Raw genomic sequence first — 20,785 nt, forward strand, 5'->3', positions numbered from 1 at the left:
TACTGCCGCGGCTTGAAACTTCCCTGCTTCCAGATACATCAAGCCGCGATCGACTTTCTCAACGCCGTACGGGCGGCCGAAAACTTGACCGAGAAGGTACTTCCCCGCCCTTCCTCGCTCTTGACTTCGAGGTCCGCCAGATGGCGTTGCAATACATGCTTCACGATCGCGAGCCCAAGGCCCGTGCCGCCGGTATCGCGCGAGCGGCTTCTATCGACACGATAAAACCGCTCAGTCAGACGTGGAATATGTTCAGCGGGAATACCGAGCCCGCTATCGCGCACTGAGAACACGGCGCGATCACGAATGCGCTGCCACGAGACATCAATGGTTCCACCATCCGGCGTATATCGAATCGCATTCGTGACCAGATTCGCGAGCGCACTGACAATCTCCGTTTCTGAACCTGAAACCGTCAGCGCTTCATCAACATCGAACGTAATTCGATGCCGGCCGTTCGAAAGATTATCGGCGTCTTCTTCAAGGTGGCGCAGCACCGCGCGCATATCGAGAACGTCGTCGCTGGGTGGTTTGACATCACCCTCCAGATTCGCGAGCACGAGCAGATCGCGCACAATATTCTGCATGCGCGTCGACTGCTGCTCCATCATCTCCAGATAACGCACCCGGTCGGATTCACTGAGCGGCAACTCGCGCATGGTTTCTAGAAAGCCCGACAGTACGGTCAACGGCGTCTTCAACTCGTGCGACACGTTCGCGACAAAATCGCGGCGCATGGAATCCGTTCTTTCCAGTTCCGTTATGTCCTGAGTCAGAATCAGTTTCCGGTTTTCGCCGTAGGGGAATATTTGCACGGACAACACATGCTGCCGGTTCAACCCCATTCCGCGCATCACCAGCACCGACTCATAATGCTGCGAAGCGAGATAACGAACGAAGTCCGGCTGCCGCACGAGGTGCGTGATGTGCTGGCGCAGATCGCGTTTGGCGTCGAGCCCGAAATGGGTTTCCGCGATGGCGTTGCACCACTCGATCTGGTCGGTGTCATCCAGCATGGCCACGCCATTTGGCGACGCCTGAATGCCCTGGATAAACCGCGAATGCTGCTGCTCGACCTGACGCACCTGCGCGTGCCAGCGTTTCGCAAGCTTATGCAGCCGATAATAAATCTCGCCCCACACGCCCGGCGCGCTCGGCACTTCGCCGTACACGGGCGCATCGAGCAAACGCCACAGGCGCTGCGTATGAAAAGTGGTGAAGAGGGTTTGCAGAACCAGCATGAAGAGCGCGAAACCGAGCGCGGCGCGCACTCCGAACAGCGCGCCGACAATTCCGCTCAATACCGCGAGCAACGCGAGGGACACGAGAGAACGCGTCCAGATGATATTCATGAATTAGCGGATCGAGATTATTGCCACGCGACCACGATTGGCCGCGGGCTTCATTCACTCTTCTCATTTACTCCATCAAGCACTCTTGGCCAACCGGTAACCACTGCCGCGAACGGTTTCAATCATAGCATCGCATCCAGCCGGCTTTAACGCTGCCCGCAGACGCTTGATATGCACGTCCACCGTCCGCTCTTCCACGAATACATGATCGCCCCACACCTGATCGAGCAATTGCGTGCGGCTATGCACGCGCTCAGGATGCGTCATGAAGAAGTGCAGCAAGCGGAACTCGGTCGGCCCGAGATCGAGCTTGATATCGTCGCTGCCATGACCATTCGAAGGCGCCGCCACCCTATGGGTAGCCGGATCGAGACGCAAGCCATTGATGGCGACCACGTCTTCCGTCAATTGCGGCGCGCGACGGCGCAATACCGCCTTGATCCGCGCCATCAATTCTTTCGGCGAAAACGGCTTCGTCACATAATCGTCCGCACCAATTTCAAGTCCGAGCACCTTGTCCTGCTCGTCGCCGCGGGCAGTGAGCATGATGATCGGAATATGTTTCGTGCGTTCGTTGCCCCGTAATTCCCGCGCAAAGGCGATGCCGGATTTACCCGGCAGCATCCAGTCGAGAAGTACCAGGTCGGGCAAGACATCGCTGATCAGGTTTTGCGCCTGTTCCGCGTTATAAGCACGAATGGGGCAATGGCCCGCGTGTTGCAGATTCACCGAAATCAATTCGGAAATCGCGGGTTCGTCTTCTATAACGAGAATGCTGCTGGGCATCGGCACCTCTGTAACCTTCTTCGCGTAAGTTAAACAACCAACATTGGGATCACAACAGAATCAGCTCAGTGCTTCGCGCTCGAGTTGATCGCGCGACACATGGCGGACATCCGTTCCCTTCACAATGTAAATAATGAACTCCGCAATGTTCTTCGCATGATCGCCAATCCGTTCGACCGCTTTAGCGATGAACAGATAGTCGAGGCCCGCCGAAATCATGCGCGGATCTTCCATCATGTACGTGACCAGCTTGCGCACGAACGCGCGGAATTCTTCGTCGATGGCTTTATCGTCACGAACGATCTGAGCGGCCGCAACCGTATCCAGGCGCGCGAACGCATCTAGCGCGCGGCGCAAGATGGAGACCGCCATTTCTCCGGACAACTTGATTTCCGCGATATTGACGTTACGCCCCATGCCGTCTTCATTGATGCGCCTGACACGCTTGGCGATCTTCTCGGCTTCATCGCCGGCGCGCTCGAGATTCGTAATCGTCTTCGAGATTGCCATCAACAAACGCAGGTCACGCGCTGCCGGCTGACGGCGCGCGATGATGTTGCTGCATTCCTCGTCGATCTCGACTTCCATGGTGTTCAGGCGCTGTTCGGCGAGCACCACCGCTTCGACAATTTCCATGTCGAACGTATTGAGCGCCTGCATGGCCTGGATGATCTGCGACTCGACCAGACCGCCCATTTCCAGCACCTTCGATGACACCGCATTCAGATCGGCGTCGAACTGGCTCGACAAATGTTTATCGGACATATGTGCTCCCTGAAGTCCTTTTTTAGCCCGTTATGCTCTCAACCAAACCGGCCGGTTATGTAGTCTTCCGTTTCCTTGCGGGACGGCTTGATGAAGATCTTTTCCGTATCGCCGAATTCAATCAATTCGCCAAGATACATATATGCAGTGTAGTCCGAACAACGCGCCGCCTGCTGCATGTTGTGCGTGACGATCACCACCGTGTAATCATCCTTGAGTTCGGCGATCAATTCTTCAATACGGCCCGTCGAAATAGGATCGAGCGCGGAACACGGTTCGTCGAGCAGCAGCACTTCCGGGCGAATAGCGATGCCGCGTGCAATGCACAGGCGTTGCTGTTGTCCACCTGAGAGGCCATAGCCGCTTTGCTGCAGCTTGTCCTTCACCTCGTTCCAGAGCGCCGCTTTCGTCAGCGCCCATTCCACGCGGTCGTCCATTTCCGAGCGCGAGAGCTGCTCGAACATCTTTACGCCGAACGCGATGTTGTCGTAAATCGACATCGGAAACGGCGTCGGCTTCTGGAACACCATGCCAACCCGTGCACGCAGCAGCGAGATATCGCGGCTGGTATCGAGCAGGTTGTTGCCGTCCATCAGGATCTCGCCTTCCGCGCGCTGCTCCGGATACAGCGCGTACATCTTGTTAAACGTGCGCAGCAAGGTGGATTTGCCGCATCCCGACGGACCGATGAACGCCGTCACCTTATGTTCAGGAATCCGCAGGTTAATGTTCTTCAGCGCATGAAACTTGTTGTAGAAGAAGTTGAGGTTGTTCACCTCGATCTTCGGTTTCATCGATCCAACCGGCGGCGCGTGATGGGCCGGCTTGAAGCCGCCGGGCATGGCACTGCGCTCAACCGGGCTCGTGCTGGACTGGTCACCGTTGGCGGCCGGATTAGCGTTCCGGGCGCTCACATCGCTTGCGACTGTGTTCATGGAATGAATTCCGCCTTATTTTTTCGAGAAGATCGAGCGTGCCAGGATGTTCAGACCGAGCACGCCTAGCGTGATCAGGAACACGCCGGCCCACGCGAGCGCTTGCCATTGGGGGAACGGGCTCATCGCGAACTTGTAGATCGTGACGGGCAGGTTCGCCACCGGTTGATTCATGTCCCACGAGAAGAACTGGTTGGACAGCGCAGTGAAGAGCAGCGGCGCGGTTTCGCCGGTAATGCGTGCAACAGCAAGCAAGACGCCCGTCACAATGCCGCTGACCGATGCCTTCAGCGTGATCGAACAAATCATCTTCCACTTCGGCGTGCCGAGTGCGAACGCGGCTTCACGCAACGCGTTCGGCACCAGTCGCAGCATGTTCTCGGTCGTTCGAATGACGATAGGGATCTGCAGCAAGGCGAGCGCGATCACGCCGGCCCAGCCGCTGAAGCGCCCCATTTGCGCAACCACCAGCGCATACACGAACAAGCCGATCACGATCGACGGCGCCGACAACAGAATGTCGTTGATGAACCGCGTCACGCTGGCGAGCCATCGCTTGTCGCCATATTCGGCGAGATACACACCCGCGAGAATCCCAAGCGGCGTGCCGATAAACGTGGCCAGCAGCACGAGCATCAGGCTGCCGACAATCGCGTTCAGCAAACCACCGCCGTCGGTATTAGGCGGGGGCGTGTTCTGCGTGAACAGATCGATCGACAAACCGCCGATACCCAGTTTGACCGTGGTGAACAGAATCCACACGAGCCACAACAGGCCGAACGCCATGGCCGCCAGCGACAACACCAGCGCGACCACATTCTTGCCGCGGCGACGCCGTTGCAACTTGATGCGCGTGGCTTCTTCCCGTTCCGGATTGCCGGAGCCGGGGAATGGAGTAGTGGATCGGTTCACTTGCCGCCCTCCCCTTTTTCGAGGCGAAGCAGCATGAGTTTGGACAGCGAAAGCACGATGAACGTAATCAGGAACAGGATCAAACCGAGTTCCATCAACGCCGATGTATGCAAGCCCGGACTCGCTTCAGCGAATTCGTTGGCGAGCGCCGAGGTAATGCTGTTGCCGGGAGAAAACAGCGAGACGTTATCGAGCAGATTGGTATTGCCGATCACGAACGTCACCGCCATCGTTTCACCGAGCGCGCGGCCGAGGCCGAGCATCACGCCACCGATCACACCGGTTCGCGTAAAGGGCAGCACGATTTTCCACATCACTTCCCAGGTCGTGCAGCCAATGCCATACGCCGATTCCTTCAGCAAGACCGGCGTGACTTCGAACACGTCGCGCATCACGGCCGCGATGTACGGAATGATCATGATCGCCAGGATCACACCGGCGCACAGGATGCCGATACCGATGGGCGGCCCCTGGAAAAAGCGGCCGATAAACCAGACATCGCCGAGCAGCTTGCCCAGCGGTTTTTCGAAATACGTCGCGAAAATGGGCGAGAACACCAGCAAGCCCCACATGCCATAGACAATCGACGGGATTGCTGCGAGCAGTTCGATTGCCACGCCGAGCGGCCGGCGCAGCCACGCGGGCGCAAGCTCGGTCAGGAACAGCGCAATGCCGAAGCTCACCGGCACAGCGATGATCAGCGCAATGATGGACGTGGCGATGGTGCCGTAAATAGGCACGAGCGCGCCGAAACTATCGGTCTGTGGATCCCAGTCGGAACGCCACAGGAAACTGAGGCCAAATTTTTGAAGCGTGGGTAGCGAAGCGATCACCAGCGACACAATAATGCCGCCTAGCAGAAGCAGCGTAACGACGGCGGCGAGCCGCGTCAGCCCACCGAAAACGATATCACCGAGTCGGCCCGGAGCGCGTTGAGCGCGGCTGGCGGGTGGAGTCGATGAGAAGTTAATGTCCGACATGGGAACCTTCGGAAGGACCGCGCGGCGGATGCCGCGCGGCAATACGGACAAAAAAGCCAGATGCCTGTTGCTTACCGCCTGGAAAAGCGGCTTACTGCGCGACTGCCTTGCCCGATGCGTCCTTCACCTTCGATTTCCACTGCGTTTCGATTTCGGCGATCACCGAATCAGGCAACGAAATGTAGTCCAGGTCATTCGCTGCTTGCGTGCCGTTCTTGAACGCCCAGCCGAAGAACTTCAGCGTTTCCGCGCCTTGCGCTTCCTTGTCCTGCGTCGTGTGCAGCAGCACGAAGGTTGCACCCACGATTGGCCATGCGTCCTTGCCCGGCTCGTTCGTCAGGATCTGGTAGAACGACTTCGACCAGTCCGCGCCCGCTGCCGCTGCCTTGAACGTTTCCGTCTTCGGCTCGACCACGGCGCCCGACGCGTTCTTCAGGTCGACGTAGGTCATCTTGTTTTGCTTGGCGTACGCCCATTCCACGTAGCCAATAGCACCCGGCAGACGCTGAACGAACGCGGCGACGCCGTCGTTGCCCTTGCCGCCCGTGCCCGTCGGCCAGTTGACCGTCGAACCTTCACCCACCTTGGCTTTCCACTCGGCGTTCACCTTGGACAGATAGTTCGTCCAGATGAAGCTCGTGCCCGATCCGTCGGCGCGGCGCACGACAGCAATGTCGTCATCCGGCAGCTTGAGCTTCGGATTCAGCGCGACGATAGCCGGGTCATTCCACTTCTTGATCTTGCCCAGGTAGATGTCGCCGAGAACTTCACCCGACAGCGTCATCTCGCCCGCCTTGATACCCGGCACGTTGATCGCCGGAACTACGCCGCCAACCACTGTCGGAAACTGGAAAAGCCCCTGCTTGGCCAGTTCGTCGTCCTTCAGCGGTGCGTCCGAGCCAGCGAAATCCACCGTCTTCGCGATGATTTGCTTGATGCCGCCCGACGAACCGATACCTTGGTAGTTAACCTTGCCGCCGCCCGACTTCTGGTACGTATCGGCCCATTTCGTGTAAATCGGTGCAGCGAAGGTACTGCCGGCGCCGGTGATGTCCGCAGCTTGAGCCGACATCGCGAACATTGCGCCGACGATGCCTGCGAGCGCGGTGTGCATCAATTTCATGTGATCTCCAGGGTTGTGAGCAAGTGGCTCGACACCGCGAAGGATAGGGTTTCAATGTGACAGTCCGATGACGAATGATGAAGCCAGCGTGACAGCAGGCTTACGGTAACGAAAGTTTATGGTGTGATGATTTGGCTGCCGAGGCGTGATGGGAGCGGTGTTGAGGCACTCGGCCCATGTTTCTTTCAATTATTCTATTGCTCAGCAAGCCGTGTAAGCCCGCGGTCTCGGTCATGTAATTATTGGGATTGATCGTTCTTTTTTGATCCGATCCGAGACTCGAGATTCGCGGTGGCCGGGCAACAAGCAAAAAACGCCACGGCTTGCGCCGTGGCGTTTTTGCTTGCGAGCCCGTCTCTACGCTCAGGTCGTCGCGTCCTTCACCACCTTCGCAATACTTTCGGCGTATCCAACCGCATCCGCTTCCGACGCGGCTTCCACCATCACGCGCAACACAGGCTCCGTTCCCGACGCGCGGATAAGCACCCGTCCATGCGATGCCAACGCGCGCTCGGCTTCGGCAATCGCCCGCTTGATGGCGTCGCTGCTCTTCCAGTCAGCGTCCGGACTCATCCGCACGTTGATCAGCTTCTGCGGGAACAACGTCACACCGTCGAGCAGGTCGGCAAGCGGCTTGCCACCGCGCTTTATTGCCGCAAGCACGAGCAGCGCCGACACAATGCCGTCGCCCGTGGAGTGCCGGTCGAGCGACAGGATATGCCCCGACCCTTCCGCGCCCAGATTCCAGTTGTTCTCGCGCAGCTTCTCGAGCACATAGCGGTCGCCCACGGCCGCGCGCACGAACTGCACGCCGGCCTGCTTCAGCGCAACCTCTACGGCCATGTTCGTCATCAGCGTACCGACCGCGCCATCCACACGCCCATCCGTCGCAATGCGATCCTTGACTAGCACGTACAACAACTCATCGCCGTTGTAGAGCCGGCCGGAGGCATCGACGACCTGCAGGCGATCCGCATCGCCATCGAGTGCAATGCCGATATCCGCACGATGCTCTTTCACCGCCCGCACCAATGCGTCGGGCGCAGTGGCGCCTACGCCGTCGTTGATATTGAAGCCGTTCGGCGAGACGCCGATCGTCACCACTTCCGCGCCAAGCTCGTGGAACACCTGCGGCGCGACGTCGTACGCCGCGCCATGAGCGCAGTCGACCACCAGCTTGAGACCATGCAGGTCGAAGCTGGCCGGGAACGTACTCTTGCAGAATTCGATGTAGCGGCCACGGGCATCGTCCAGCCGGCGAGCCTTGCCCAGCAGTTCGGACGGCGCGCAGGACATGGGTTCGTCAAGTTGCGCTTCAATCTGCAACTCGACTTCGTCCGGGAGCTTGTTGCCATCGGCGGAGAAAAACTTGATGCCGTTGTCGTAGTACGGGTTATGCGATGCGCTGATCACCACGCCCGCCGCCAGACGCAGAGCCCGTGTCAGGTAGGCAACGCCCGGCGTGGGTATCGGGCCGGCCAGCATGACGTCAACGCCCGCCGCCGAAAAACCCGACTCCAGCGCCGCTTCCAGCATGTACCCCGACACCCGCGTGTCCTTGCCGATCAGCACCGTCGGGCGGCTGCCGCGCTGCGCCCATCGATCCGCTCCCGCCAAGACTTTCCCGGCTGCGTATCCTAGCCGCAACACGAAATCAGGCGTGATCGGAGCCTCGCCGACCTTGCCGCGAATACCATCTGTTCCAAAATATCGACGTGCCATTGTTTCGTTCTTATCCTTGCGCAAAAAGTAAGCGCGAACTGTGAATTCCAATACTCTCGACGCAGCTGTTGCAATGCCTACGCAGTCAAAACGCGGCTCGTTGAGTGGTACGCTCAGTGCGATCAGCCGCGCGTTCAGGCGTGTTAATGGCAGCACGCACCGCCTGCCATACTTTCAATGCATCGACAGTCGCCGCGACGTCGTGCACGCGCACAATGGCCGCGCCTCGCTCGGCCGCGCACACCGCCGCCGCTACGCTTGCCGCCACGCGCTCGACCGGTTGCGTTCGCCCGGTCACCGCGCCAAGCATCGACTTGCGCGACATTCCAGCCAGTAACGGGACTCGCGAATTCGCGGGCCGTGTCTCGGCGAGATGCGCCAGCAAAGCGTAATTATGATCGATCACGGACTTGCCGAACCCAAATCCGGGATCGAGGCAGATCCGCTCCGTACTGATTCCTTCCGCCGTCAGCGTACGCAGCCGTTCCTCGAAAAATTCCCGCACCTCCGCCACGACATCGCGGTACACAGGCTCATGCATCTGCATGGTTTGCGGCTCGCCAAGCATATGCATGACGCAGAGCCCGCACGTGCTGTCCCTGACTGCGTCGAGCGCGCCTTCACGACGCAAGCCCCAGATGTCGTTGACCATATCCGCACCAGCGTTCAGCGCAGCGCGCATGACCGCGGGTTTGTAGGTGTCGATGGAAAGCGGCACATTCGCCGACCGCAACGCTTCGATTACCGGGATCACGCGTTCGAGTTCTTCGTCCAGCGCGACAGGCGGCGCGCCCGGGCGGGTCGACTCACCGCCGATATCGATCATGTCGGCACCGTCGCGAATCATGTCGGCGGCCTGTGCGAGCGCCGCGTCGCGTGCGACAAAACGGCCGCCATCTGAAAACGAATCCGGCGTGACGTTGAGAATGCCCATGATCAGCGGGCGCTCGAAGGTCAGCGTGAACCGGCCGCATTGAAGCTGTTGAGCCACGGCGTGAAAGTTGTCCGGCAAAGATGAAGACAGCATAGTGGTCCAGCGACGCAATGAGGGAGCTACGTTTTAGATTGATGGGCGCCGATCGATCCGCCACTCGGAATGCATACGGCGGAGCTCAAACGATTACTAGCTCAAATTGATGAACCTGCATGCGCGGCCTCAAAAAGCGAGGCCCAACGGAAAAGGGCTGGTGTGAAAACACACCAGCCCCTTCTAATTTGCCTCAGGATCGCGTCAGGCTGAAGCAGGAGCCGTGGCGTTACCCGGTTTGACTTCCGCGCCGGCGTTTCCGCCACCCGACGACGGATCACTCGACGGCGGCGGCAGATTCTTCGGCGGACGCGGCGGACGACCGCCCATGATGTCGCCGATCTGCTCTGCGTCGATGGTTTCCCACTCCAGCAACGCCTTCGTCATGGCTTCGACCTTGTCACGGTTGTCTTCCAGCAGCTTGCGAGCGAGGCCATATTGATCGTCGAGAATCCGGCGAATTTCAGCATCGACCTTTTGCTGCGTGGCTTCGGATACCGTCTTTGACGCCATCTTCCCAAACATGCCGTCCTGCTCGGTATCGACATACACCATCGTGCCAAGCACATCCGACATACCGTAACGCGTCACCATGTCGCGTGCCATCTTCGTCGCACGCTCGAAGTCGTTCGAAGCACCCGTTGACATGGAGTTCAGGAACACTTCTTCCGCTGCACGGCCGCCGAACAGGATGGCGATTTCCTCAAGCATCTTGTCGCGATACAGATTCACGCGATCATGTTCCGGCAACTGCCACGTGATACCCAGCGCCCAGCCACGCGGCATGATGGAGACCTTGTGCACCGGATCTGCGTGAGGCAGCAACTTGGCTACCACTGCGTGACCCGACTCGTGATAAGCCGTATTGCGACGCTCTTCTTCGCGCATCACGGCAGACTTGCGTTCCGGACCCATGAAGATCTTGTCTTTCGCGTCTTCGAAGTCCGCCATCTCGACGATCCGCTTGCCGCGACGCGCCGCGAACAACGCAGCTTCGTTCACCAGGTTCGCCAGATCGGCGCCCGAGAAGCCCGGCGTACCACGCGCGATCACCGAAGCGTCGACGTCGTTCGAAATAGGCACCTTGCGCAGGTGAACCTTCATGATGTGTTCGCGACCGCGGATGTCCGGCAGGCCAACATACACCTGGCGGTCGAAACGGCCCGGACGCAGCAGCGCTTTGTCGAGCACGTCGGAGCGGTTGGTCGCAGCGATCACGATCACGCCGGAGTTCGCTTCGAAGCCGTCCATTTCCACGAGCATCTGGTTCAACGTCTGTTCGCGTTCGTCGTTACCGCCGCCCATGCCGGCACCGCGATGACGGCCCACAGCATCGATTTCGTCGATAAACACGATACACGGCGCGTGCTTCTTGGCCTGCTCGAACATGTCGCGCACCCGAGCCGCACCCACACCCACGAACATTTCAACGAAGTCCGAGCCCGAGATGCTAAAGAACGGCACTTTCGCTTCGCCAGCAATAGCGCGCGCCAGCAACGTCTTACCCGTACCCGGAGGCCCGACCAGCAACACGCCGCGAGGAATACGCCCGCCCAGCTTCTGGAATTTCTGCGGATCACGCAGGAAGTCGACCAGCTCGGAGACCTCCTCCTTCGCTTCGTCACAGCCTGCGACATCGGTAAAATTGATCGCGTTGTTATTCTCGTCGATCAGCCGCGCTCGCGACTTGCCAAACGAAAATGCCCCGCCTTTCCCGCCGCCCTGCATCTGCCGCATCATGAAGAACCAGAAACCGATGATCAGGATCGTCGGTCCGAGGTAGTACAGCGCGGAAACAAGCGCGTTCGGTTCGTCGTCAGCCTTGCCGCTAACCTGGACGCCGTACTTCATCAAGTCGCCGACCATCCAGATATCGCCGGGCGACACTATTTGATATTTCTGACCGTCTGCGGGAGTAACGGTGAGATTACGACCCTGAACGGTAACTGTCTTGACCTTACCGGACTTCGCGTCGTCCATGAATTGCGAATACGAAACACCTTCCTGGACGCGGGGCTTGTCGAACTGCTTGAACACCGTGAACAGCACCAGTGCGATAACCAGCCACACCGCTGCCTTAGAGAACATATTGTTGTTCAAAGCACCACTCCTTCACTCATAGACGGGCGCCTACATTCGCCTTGCGGCACCACCAAAGCATTCTAATCCAGACCGCAAACCCCTGCTATAGCCTTTAACTAGCGCGAAGATAGCGGTCAGGACCCGATTGTTTGGACATATCCGGCAAATCGCCTGCCGAGACAACCGGTCCCCGGCGGCGTTTCCACCCGCAACTCTCAATCCCGACGCTTGAGTTGCCTGCCCAAAATAAACGTTTCGGACGATTTATCGCGCGACGCCTTCGGCTTGCGCGGCGCGACGATTTTGAATTGATGCTTGAACTTCTCCACTATCTGACTATAGCCGCTGCCATGAAAACATTTGACCAATAAAGCGCCTTCCGGCTTCAGATGATTCTGCGAGAAGTCCAGCGCCAGATCGCACAGATGTTCCATTCGCGCGGCATCCGCGCTGGCAACTCCTGAGAGGTTGGGGGCCATGTCGGAAATTACAAGATCAACTTGATGGTCTCCGACGATTTCCTTCAATTGGTCCAGAACCGAGTCTTCGCGGAAGTCGCCCTGGATGAAAATCACGTCGGCAATCGGCTCCATGGGCAGCAGGTCGAGCGCGATGATCTTGCCATCAATGCCGCCTTCGCGCGTTTCACCACGCTTGGACCCTTTAGCCAATTGGTTGCGCGCGTACTGGCTCCAGCTCCCCGGGGTCGAACCCAGGTCGACAATGATCTGGCCCGGTTTGATCAACTTATCCTGCTCGTCGATCTCCTTCAGCTTGTATGCCGCGCGCGCCCGATAGCCCTCGCGCTGCGCGAGCTTCACGTAAGGGTCGTTGATGTGGTCGTGCAGCCACGAGTAATTGAAGCGGTTTTTTGCCATTAAGAATGAACTCTTGCTGCGTGAAGCTGTGCTTTTAGCGGATAATACGCGTCTAATTCGGGCTGCTGCTCATTTATGAGGCAGCCTTCGTCGATGTGAACAGCCGATACCGGCGCCGTTGCGCCCTGTGTTTGCCAGCGACGTTTGCCGGAGGCCCGAGGCTGATAATGTGCTTCAGGCTTATCTGGCAAGGGGCGGCGTCCGAGCTCCGGCGATTAAAGATTCGTTAAAATCAAGTCCGTTGCTCGCCGCACCGCCTCGCGCCGTCCGTCATTTTCTTGAGCAAGGCGTCCCGCCCTGCCCGTCTTTGTTTTGCAATCGCGACCGTTTAGCCGCTTTTACGCTACGGCGCCTCTCATTTTAGTCGAGTCCGTTACTTCTCATGCCAGCTCTCAAACTTTCTCCCGCCCAACGCGCCGACCTGCGCTCCCTGGCTCACGCGCTCAAGCCCGTTGTACTCGTTGGCGGCGAAGGGCTGACCGAGGCCGTGCTGGCCGAGATCGAGGTGCACCTTGCTGCGCACCAGCTCATCAAGATCCGCGTGTTCGGTGACGACCGCGAAGCCCGCGTCGCAGCTTACGCCGAAATCTGCGACCGCTTGAACGCCGCGCCGATCCAGCAAATCGGCAAGCTGCTGGTCGTGTGGCGGCCGGAAAGCGACGAAGCTGCCGCTAAGCCTTCGCGCGCTGCCGGTGTGCGCGGCGCCAATCGCATAGCGCCTCCGAGCGCTGGCGAAGCCGCTGCCGAACCCTCGTCGAAGGGACGCGCACCGCGCGTGGTCAAGGTCGTCAAGATCACGCGTGACGCACCCGTGGTCCGCAAGCCGAAAAAGCAAAAGCTGTTGGTTCGCGGCAACGAACGGGTGACGGCCGGCGGCAACGTCAAACGCGCAAAGAAGCGTTTGCCCAGCGCCAAGCGTCACCATCAATCGTCAAAATAAGCTTTTCCGGGTTCGCCCGGAAGACAAAAAGCCGGCCACGCCCGATACGCTCGGGCCTAGCCGGCTTTTATTTAACCGCGCGCGCGGCGTGCCGCCACGCTAGCCGTCTTTCCCTTCGGAATGACCGATTGCGTTGGGAACCGTCCCGGCGGCAAGCGCCAGAACAACACCAGTCCCAGCACACTCTCCACTAGGTAGAACGCGCTCGACACCCCGTGCAGCAAACCGAAGCGGCTTGCATACGGCGATTGCGCGAGTTCCATCCCACCTTCCTGAGCCGCCACCCGCAGCGCGTTCATGAACGGTTGCAGCGTGAAATAGCCGATCAGCACACATAGCAGCATGCCCGCGATGACCCAGCGGGTCCGCTTGTACTCGGCAAAACCCGTTCGAACGAGGCGGTTAGCCAAAACCAGCAGCAGCAGTGCGCAGATCACGCCGAGGAATCCCTCGATGCGAAACAACTGCGCCGCAACCGATCCCGCCGATGTCCGGTCAAGCATGCTGAACAGCACCGGCGCTGCCACGTACCCGAGCGTCAGTACGCTGCCAACCCAGATCATGGCGATGATTCGAAAGAATCGATGGGCCATCAGACGTACTTGACCGCGATGATTTCGTACTCGCGCGCACCGCTCGGCGCCTGCACCGAGGCCACGTCGCCTTCGGTCTTGCCGATTAGCGCGCGGGCGATGGGCGAGCTGATGGACACCAGCCCGTGGTCGATATCCGCTTCGTCGTCGCCGACGATCTGGTAGGTTACCGTGTGGCCCGTGGCCGTCTCTTCCAGCTCGACCGTCGCGCCGAAGATCACGCGGCCGTCAGCTTCTACGGTCGTCGGGTCAATGACTTGCGCCCCGGCCAGCTTCGACTCGATCTCCGCAATTCGGCCTTCGATAAAGCCCTGCTTCTCCTTGGCCGCATCGTATTCGGAGTTTTCCGACAGATCGCCCTGCGCGCGCGCTTCGGAAATCGAATTCACGACAGCCGGGCGCTCTACCGATTTGAGGCGTTGCAATTCGTCGCGGAGCATTGCCGCGCCGCGTTTAGTCAAAGGAACTGTGCTCATAAACAACTCATTACGCAAAGATGCAGACGTAAAAAAATTACCGCGGTTAAGTGCATCTCCCGGTAAAAAAGGGAGACGCCGCTTAACCGCGGCCCTTGAAACTTAGACTTCGTTTGGAGACTGCTGATACTGCTGAGACTCGAATCAGAAGCCTTAGTTTAGGCGAGCGTGGAGTCCTTGTAAATCATAGACTTCCAGGTCCTTCAGATATCGCAGCCCTTCGACTGCTGCGCGGGCACCCGACATGGTCGTGTAATACGTGACCTTGTTGGCTTGCGCGCTCATCCGGATCGAGCGGGAATCGGCGATGGCCGCACGGGTTTCGTCAACGGTGGTGAAGACCAGCGCAATCTCGCCGTTCTTGATCATGTCCACGATGTGCGGCCGGCCATCCTTCACCTTGTTCACAACCTTGACCGGAACGCCCGCTGCCTGAATAGCCGATGCCGTGCCCTTGGTCGCCACGATCGGGTAGCCCAGTTCGTGCAGCATGGTCGCGACTTCCACGGCCTTCTGCTTGTCCGCGTCCATCACGGTCAGGAGAACCGTGCCGCTTTCCGGCAAGCGCGATCCCGCCGCGAGCTGCGACTTGAACAGCGCTTCGCCGAAGGTGCGGCCCACGCCCATCACTTCGCCCGTCGAACGCATTTCAGGTCCGAGGACCGGATCGACAGCCGGGAATTTCACGAACGGGAACACCGCTTCCTTGACGCTGAAATACGGCGGAATCACTTCCTTCGTGATGCCTTGATCTGCCAGCTTCTGGCCGACCATTGCGCGAGCGGCGATCTTCGCCAAAGGCAAACCCGTCGCCTTCGATACATACGGCACCGTCCGCGAAGCACGCGGATTGACTTCGAGCACGTAGATCACGTCTTTCTTCGACCCGTCTGCCTGCACCGCTTGCTGGATCGCGAACTGCACGTTCATCAAGCCGATCACGTTCAGCGCACGCGCCATCGCGCCGGTCTGACGCTTCAATTCGTCGATGGTTTCCTGCGACAGCGAGTACGGCGGCAACGAACATGCGGAGTCGCCGGAATGCACGCCCGCTTGTTCGATGTGCTCCATCACGCCGCCGATAAACACCGCTTCGCCATCCGAAATGCAGTCAACGTCGCATTCGATTGCGTCGTTCAAGAAGCGGTCCAGCAGCACCGGCGAATCGTGCGACACCTTCACGGCTTCGCGCATGTAGCGTTCGAGATCGCGCGGCTCGTGGACAATTTCCATCGCGCGGCCACCCAGCACGTACGACGGACGCACGACCAGCGGATAACCAATTTCCTCGGCCAAACGCAGCGCTTCGTCTTCGGCACGTGCCGTGCGGTTCGGCGGTTGACGCAGGTTCAGTTCCTGCAGCAGCTTCTGGAAACGCTCGCGGTCTTCAGCGGCATCGATCATGTCCGGCGACGTGCCGACAATCGGCACGCCGTTGGCTTCGAGATCCAGCGCAAGCTTCAACGGCGTCTGACCACCGTACTGCACGATCACGCCAACCGGCTTTTCCAGGTCAACGATTTCGAGCACGTCTTCCAGCGTTAGCGATTCAAAATACAGACGGTCGGACGTATCGTAGTCGGTGGAAACGGTCTCGGGATTGCAGTTGACCATGATGGTTTCATAGCCGTCTTCGCGCATCGCGAGCGCGGCATGCACGCAGCAATAATCGAATTCAATACCCTGCCCGATCCGGTTCGGGCCACCGCCCAACACCATGATCTTCTTTTTGTCGGTCGGATTCGCTTCGCACTCTTCCTCATAGGTCGAGTACATGTAGGCGGTTTTCGTCGCGAATTCAGCCGCACACGTGTCCACGCGCTTGTAGACCGGACGCACTTTCAACGAATGGCGATGTTTGCGCACAGCCGTTTGATCGGAGCCGAGCAACTTCGCCAAGCGACGATCCGAGAACCCACTCTGCTTCAGGTACAGCATTTCATCTTTGGTCAGGCTTTCAACGGTACGACCGCCAAGCGCCTTTTCCTTCTGGATGATCTGCTCGATCTGCGCGAGGAACCACGGATCGATCGCCGTTTCTTCAAAGATTTCTTCGGCTGTCAGACCAAGACGGAACGCGTCGCCCAGGAACCAGATACGGTCCGGACCCGGCTCACCAATCTCACGAATTACTTCGTCGCGGCTGGTGGTCTTTTCATCGAGTCCGTCGACGCCTACTTCCAGACCGCGCAGCGCCTTCTGGAAAGATTCCTGGAACGTGCGGCCAATGGCCATCACTTCGCCGACCGACTTCATCTGCGTCGTCAAACGCGCATCAGCTTCGCGGAATTTTTCGAATGCAAAACGCGGAATCTTCGTAACCACATAGTCGATGGTCGGTTCGAACGATGCCGGCGTCTGACCACCGGTGATCTCGTTCTTCAGCTCGTCGAGCGTGTAGCCTACCGCCAGCTTCGCCGCGACCTTCGCAATCGGGAAACCCGTTGCCTTCGATGCCAGCGCCGACGAACGCGACACACGCGGATTCATCTCGATGACAACCATGCGGCCGTCTTTCGGGTTGATCGCGAACTGCACGTTCGAGCCGCCCGTATCCACGCCAATCTCACGCAGCACCGCGAGCGATGCGTTACGCAGGATCTGGTATTCCTTGTCAGTCAGCGTTTGCGCTGGCGCGACGGTGATGGAGTCGCCGGTATGCACGCCCATCGGGTCCAGGTTTTCGATCGAGCACACGATAATGCAGTTGTCCTTGGTATCCCGGACCACTTCCATCTCGAACTCTTTCCAGCCCAGCAGCGACTCTTCGATCAGCAATTCGCGCGTCGGCGACAAATCCAGCCCGCGACGGCAAATTTCTTCGAATTCTTCCTTGTTATAGGCAATCCCGCCGCCCGATCCGCCCAGCGTGAACGACGGACGAATCACGGTCGGATACCCGCCGCTGCCCGTCAGCGCGGCGATCTCCGCCTGCACTTGCAGCGCTTCTTCCATGGAATGTGCGATGCCCGACTTGGCCGAACCGAGGCCAATCTTCGTCATCGCTTCCTTGAATTTCTGGCGGTCTTCGGCTTTATCGATGGCTTCCGGCGACGCGCCGATCAACTCGACCTTGTACTTTTCCAGCACGCCGTGATGGAACAAATCCAGCGCGCAGTTCAGCGCGGTTTGTCCGCCCATGGTCGGCAGGATGGCGTCGGGGCGCTCTTTATCGATGATGCGCTCGACGACTTCCCACGTGATCGGCTCGATGTACGTGACGTCGGCCGTGTTCGGGTCGGTCATGATCGTCGCGGGATTGCTGTTGACGAGAATGACCTTGTAACCTTCCTCGCGCAGCGCCTTGCACGCCTGCGCGCCCGAATAATCGAACTCGCACGCCTGACCGATGATGATCGGTCCCGCGCCGATGATGAGGATGCTCTTGATGTCTGTCCGCTTCGGCATAACTGCTCTCAATGATTGTGTTGCGTGTTCTGACTTTGCGCGTCTGGCGTATCTGTTTAAGCCGCTACTTTTTGCGCTTCCATCAACCCGACGAATCGATCGAACAAGTACGCAATATCGTTCGGTCCCGGCGACGCTTCAGGGTGGCCCTGGAAGCAGAACGCGGGTTTGTCGGTGAGCGCGAAGCCTTGCAGCGTGCCGTCGAACAGCGACGTATGCGTGACCTTTGCGTTGGCGGGCAGCGTGGCGGCATCGACAGCGAAACCGTGATTCTGCGACGTGATCACCACGCGGCCATTCTCAAGGTCCTTCACCGGATGATTCGCGCCGTGATGACCCGTTTTCATCTTCATGGTCTTGGCGCCTACGGCCAGCCCCATGATCTGGTGACCGAGGCAAATCCCGAACGTAGGAATGCCGCGTTCGATGAATTCACGCGTCGCGCGAATGGCGTAGTCGCACGGTTCCGGGTCGCCGGGGCCGTTCGAGAGGAAGATGCCATCGGGGTTCAGCGCGAGGGCGTCGGCGGCAGTGGATTCAGCCGGCAACACGGTGACGTGGCAACCGCGCTCGGCGAGCATGCGCAAGATGTTGTACTTCACGCCGTAGTCGAACGCGACCACGCGGTACTTCGGCGCCTTCTGCTCGCCGTAGCCGCTTTCCAGCTTCCATTCGGACTGCGTCCATTCGTACTTTTCTTTCGTCGATACGACCTTGGCAAGATCCATCCCCGACAAACCCGGGAACGAGCGCGCAAGTTCAAGCGCTTTCGCTTCGTCGTCACCGGCGAGAATGCAGCCGTTTTGCGCGCCCTTGTCGCGCAGGATTCGCGTGAGCTTGCGTGTATCGATGTTCGAAATAGCGACGACGTTTTCTGCTTTCAGATAGTCAGCGAGAGATTGCTGGGAGCGAAAATTCGAAGCGAGCACCGGCAGATCTCGAATGATCAGCCCGGCGGCATGGACTTTGGTGGATTCGACGTCTTCAGCGTTCACACCGACATTGCCGATGTGCGGATACGTCAGGGTGACGATTTGCTGGGCGTAGCTCGGGTCCGTCAGGATTTCCTGATAACCGGTGATAGCAGTGTTGAACACCACTTCGCCGATCGTGTGACCGGACGCGCCGATCGAGTGACCACGAAAGACCGTGCCGTCGGCGAGTGCGAGGATTGCGGGAGAGAATGACGGCAACACGGGAGGCTCCTTTGGAACACCCTGTTTGCCGACCTGTCATCCGACCGTGGGGTCGCGCGCGGCCTTGAAGTGGCGCGCGCAGACCCGCATCGCGTTCGATTGCGTCGGGCGCAGGACCCGCCGGGTTCCGCTGATCGGGCTCCAATGACTGGATGCGCGAATCAGGCGTTTGGCGGGATGCGCGCGTGTTGCAAGGCGCGGCGGATGAACGGTGAGTGGGAGGTAGGCGCTAGGGTGTAGGTTGATTTGCTCAAACCTTCGAATTATAGCCGGAAAACGCCCTTCCCTCCAAATTTGAGACGCGACGTACGCAAGACGCGTTCCAGCTTATACGCTGCGGGCCTTAACCAGCGGGCATGCGACGATCATGACGCCACGCCGCCGCGCTTTTCGAGAACACTGCTCGGCAGCACATACCAGATGGCGCTCGCGATCTGCAGAGCGATCAGCACGCCCCACACGCTCAAGTGCGCCGCCGCAGGATAGTGACCGCCTTGGGCCGGCCAGCGCGACAGCATGGTGCCTATGCCCACTTGCAAGCCGAAGATCAGGATGAACAGCACCAGCGTGAGCGTGCTATGCGCGCGGCCAATCATGTGCGTCGGGAAATACTCGGCCATCACGGCGTAACTCAGGATGCCGGTTCCGCCGAACACGCCGTAACACGCAATCAGCAACGCCGGCGCAATGGGGGCGCGCACGAGCATCAGAACCTGCACAAGCACGAACAGCCCCATGCCAAAGCCGCAGAACGCATACACGGTGACACCGCGCTTTTGCAGACCACGCGCCGCCACGCCGAAACCGACGCAGCCGATCATCATCGCGATGCCGAGCACCGATACCAGCACCGCGGCATATTGAGCGCTGAGGCCCATGACATCGAGGAGATAGGGCCTGATCCATAGCGACTGCATCGCGTAGAAAACGCCCTGCGTGACCACCGAAAACGATGCGATCTTCCAGAAGGCGCCGCTGCCCAGAATGTGCCACGTGCCCTTGAACTGCGTGAGCATGTCGGCTTTTCGATGCACGCCGTCTCGATGTTCCGGCGCAAACAGGAAGATGGCTGCCGCGACGGCGAGGGTCATCGCAACAAGACCGAAACAGACGTTGCGCCAGTCGGTCACCCCGAGCAGCAGGGCAAGCGGTGAGCCGACCACTACGCCGCCGAGGCCGCCCACCGCCATCACGAGGCCGTTGACCATCGGAAGCTGTGCCACAGGCAGGATTTGCGCGAGCGCCTTGAACGCCGCGCTCATGCAGACGGATACGCCCACGCCGATCAGCAGCCGCCCCAGCATCATGGAGCCGATGCCGTGGGCTTCGCCGAACACGCCGATCCCAAGCGCCGCGAACAACAGCATGCCGGCCGTGACGCGGCGCGGGCCAAAGCGGTCGAGCAACATGCCCACAGGAATTTGTGCCGCCGCGAAGCCGAGAAAATACAGCGACGTGAGCAACCCGAGATCCGCGCCCGACAAACCCAGGTCGTGCGTGATGTAAGGCGCGAAGCCGAGATTCACCCCGCGGAATACGTACGAGACGAAATATCCGGCGGAAAACAGGAAAAAGACGCGAAGCCGAACGGAATACGTCATGTGCAGCGC

At 59.3% G+C, this 20,785-nt stretch carries 17 protein-coding genes; 1 reads left to right on the forward strand and 16 read right to left on the reverse strand.

Annotation, left to right across the window (positions count from 1 at the left end; all coding sequences use genetic code 11):
• Positions 1 to 38: 38 nt before the first annotated feature.
• From phoR to GSQ93_RS07965, 11 genes are all read right to left on the reverse strand, one after another.
• On the reverse strand, positions 39 to 1,352 hold the full coding sequence (gene phoR, locus GSQ93_RS07915; protein WP_158935084.1) for a phosphate regulon sensor histidine kinase PhoR: 1,314 nt from the start codon (positions 1,350 to 1,352) through the stop codon (positions 39 to 41).
• Positions 1,353 to 1,427: 75 nt separating this feature from the next.
• Complete coding sequence (gene phoB / locus GSQ93_RS07920; protein ID WP_158935086.1) at positions 1,428 to 2,138, reverse strand: phosphate regulon transcriptional regulator PhoB; 711 nt, start codon at positions 2,136 to 2,138, stop codon at positions 1,428 to 1,430.
• 60 nt (positions 2,139 to 2,198) lie between these two features.
• Positions 2,199 to 2,903 carry a phosphate signaling complex protein PhoU gene (phoU, locus tag GSQ93_RS07925; protein ID WP_158935087.1) on the reverse strand — a complete coding sequence of 235 codons (705 nt, stop codon included), beginning with the start codon at positions 2,901 to 2,903 and terminating at the stop codon, positions 2,199 to 2,201.
• A gap of 38 nt (positions 2,904 to 2,941) precedes the next feature.
• Positions 2,942 to 3,745, reverse strand: a complete 804-nt coding sequence (gene pstB, locus GSQ93_RS07930; RefSeq protein ID WP_174254594.1) for a phosphate ABC transporter ATP-binding protein PstB — start codon at positions 3,743 to 3,745, stop codon at positions 2,942 to 2,944.
• Between the two features lie 108 nt (positions 3,746 to 3,853).
• Complete coding sequence (gene pstA, locus GSQ93_RS07935) at positions 3,854 to 4,750, reverse strand: phosphate ABC transporter permease PstA (RefSeq protein WP_158935090.1); 897 nt, start codon at positions 4,748 to 4,750, stop codon at positions 3,854 to 3,856.
• Positions 4,747 to 5,730 (reverse strand): phosphate ABC transporter permease PstC, encoded by a 984-nt coding sequence (gene pstC / locus GSQ93_RS07940; protein WP_158935091.1) that lies wholly within the window; start codon positions 5,728 to 5,730, stop codon positions 4,747 to 4,749. Before pstC ends, pstA begins: the two co-directional genes overlap by 4 nt.
• Positions 5,731 to 5,821: 91 nt before the next feature.
• A complete protein-coding gene (pstS, locus tag GSQ93_RS07945) occupies positions 5,822 to 6,853 on the reverse strand; it encodes a phosphate ABC transporter substrate-binding protein PstS (RefSeq protein ID WP_089159160.1) in 1,032 nt (343 codons plus the stop codon).
• Positions 6,854 to 7,216: 363 nt separating this feature from the next.
• A complete protein-coding gene (gene glmM / locus GSQ93_RS07950; protein ID WP_158935093.1) occupies positions 7,217 to 8,575 on the reverse strand; it encodes a phosphoglucosamine mutase in 1,359 nt (452 codons plus the stop codon).
• Positions 8,576 to 8,660: 85 nt separating this feature from the next.
• Complete coding sequence (gene folP / locus GSQ93_RS07955; protein ID WP_158935094.1) at positions 8,661 to 9,602, reverse strand: dihydropteroate synthase; 942 nt, start codon at positions 9,600 to 9,602, stop codon at positions 8,661 to 8,663.
• A gap of 204 nt (positions 9,603 to 9,806) precedes the next feature.
• Positions 9,807 to 11,702, reverse strand: a complete 1,896-nt coding sequence (ftsH, locus tag GSQ93_RS07960; protein WP_158935095.1) for an ATP-dependent zinc metalloprotease FtsH — start codon at positions 11,700 to 11,702, stop codon at positions 9,807 to 9,809.
• A gap of 197 nt (positions 11,703 to 11,899) precedes the next feature.
• Positions 11,900 to 12,562, reverse strand: coding sequence for an RlmE family RNA methyltransferase (locus GSQ93_RS07965; RefSeq protein ID WP_089159164.1), 663 nt, complete (start codon positions 12,560 to 12,562; stop codon positions 11,900 to 11,902).
• A gap of 382 nt (positions 12,563 to 12,944) precedes the next feature.
• Between GSQ93_RS07965 and GSQ93_RS07970 the strand changes: the two genes are divergently transcribed.
• Positions 12,945 to 13,502 carry a YhbY family RNA-binding protein gene (locus GSQ93_RS07970; protein ID WP_158935097.1) on the forward strand — a complete coding sequence of 186 codons (558 nt, stop codon included), beginning with the start codon at positions 12,945 to 12,947 and terminating at the stop codon, positions 13,500 to 13,502.
• Positions 13,503 to 13,573: 71 nt separating this feature from the next.
• Here GSQ93_RS07970 and GSQ93_RS07975 read toward each other — a convergent pair whose 3' ends face one another.
• The 5 genes from GSQ93_RS07975 to GSQ93_RS07995 all read right to left on the reverse strand — a co-directional run bounded on the left by GSQ93_RS07975 (position 13,574) and on the right by GSQ93_RS07995 (position 20,776).
• Positions 13,574 to 14,095 (reverse strand): DUF4149 domain-containing protein, encoded by a 522-nt coding sequence (locus GSQ93_RS07975; protein WP_158935098.1) that lies wholly within the window; start codon positions 14,093 to 14,095, stop codon positions 13,574 to 13,576.
• Positions 14,095 to 14,571 carry a transcription elongation factor GreA gene (gene greA / locus GSQ93_RS07980; protein WP_158935099.1) on the reverse strand — a complete coding sequence of 159 codons (477 nt, stop codon included), beginning with the start codon at positions 14,569 to 14,571 and terminating at the stop codon, positions 14,095 to 14,097. The genes GSQ93_RS07975 and greA overlap by 1 nt, the downstream gene beginning before the upstream one ends.
• A 153-nt stretch (positions 14,572 to 14,724) precedes the next feature.
• Entirely contained in the window at positions 14,725 to 17,979 is a 3,255-nt protein-coding gene (gene carB, locus GSQ93_RS07985) for a carbamoyl-phosphate synthase large subunit (RefSeq protein WP_158935100.1), read from the reverse strand.
• 56 nt (positions 17,980 to 18,035) lie between these two features.
• The gene (gene carA / locus GSQ93_RS07990) at positions 18,036 to 19,175 is read right to left on the reverse strand and encodes a glutamine-hydrolyzing carbamoyl-phosphate synthase small subunit (protein ID WP_158935102.1); all 1,140 of its coding nucleotides are present in this window, start codon (positions 19,173 to 19,175) and stop codon (positions 18,036 to 18,038) included.
• Positions 19,176 to 19,540: 365 nt separating this feature from the next.
• Positions 19,541 to 20,776 (reverse strand): nitrate/nitrite transporter, encoded by a 1,236-nt coding sequence (locus GSQ93_RS07995; RefSeq protein ID WP_158935103.1) that lies wholly within the window; start codon positions 20,774 to 20,776, stop codon positions 19,541 to 19,543.
• Positions 20,777 to 20,785 lie beyond the last annotated feature (9 nt).

Origin of the sequence: Burkholderia sp. S171, from assembly GCF_009766085.1 — a bacterium.
Classification (GTDB): domain Bacteria; phylum Pseudomonadota; class Gammaproteobacteria; order Burkholderiales; family Burkholderiaceae; genus Caballeronia.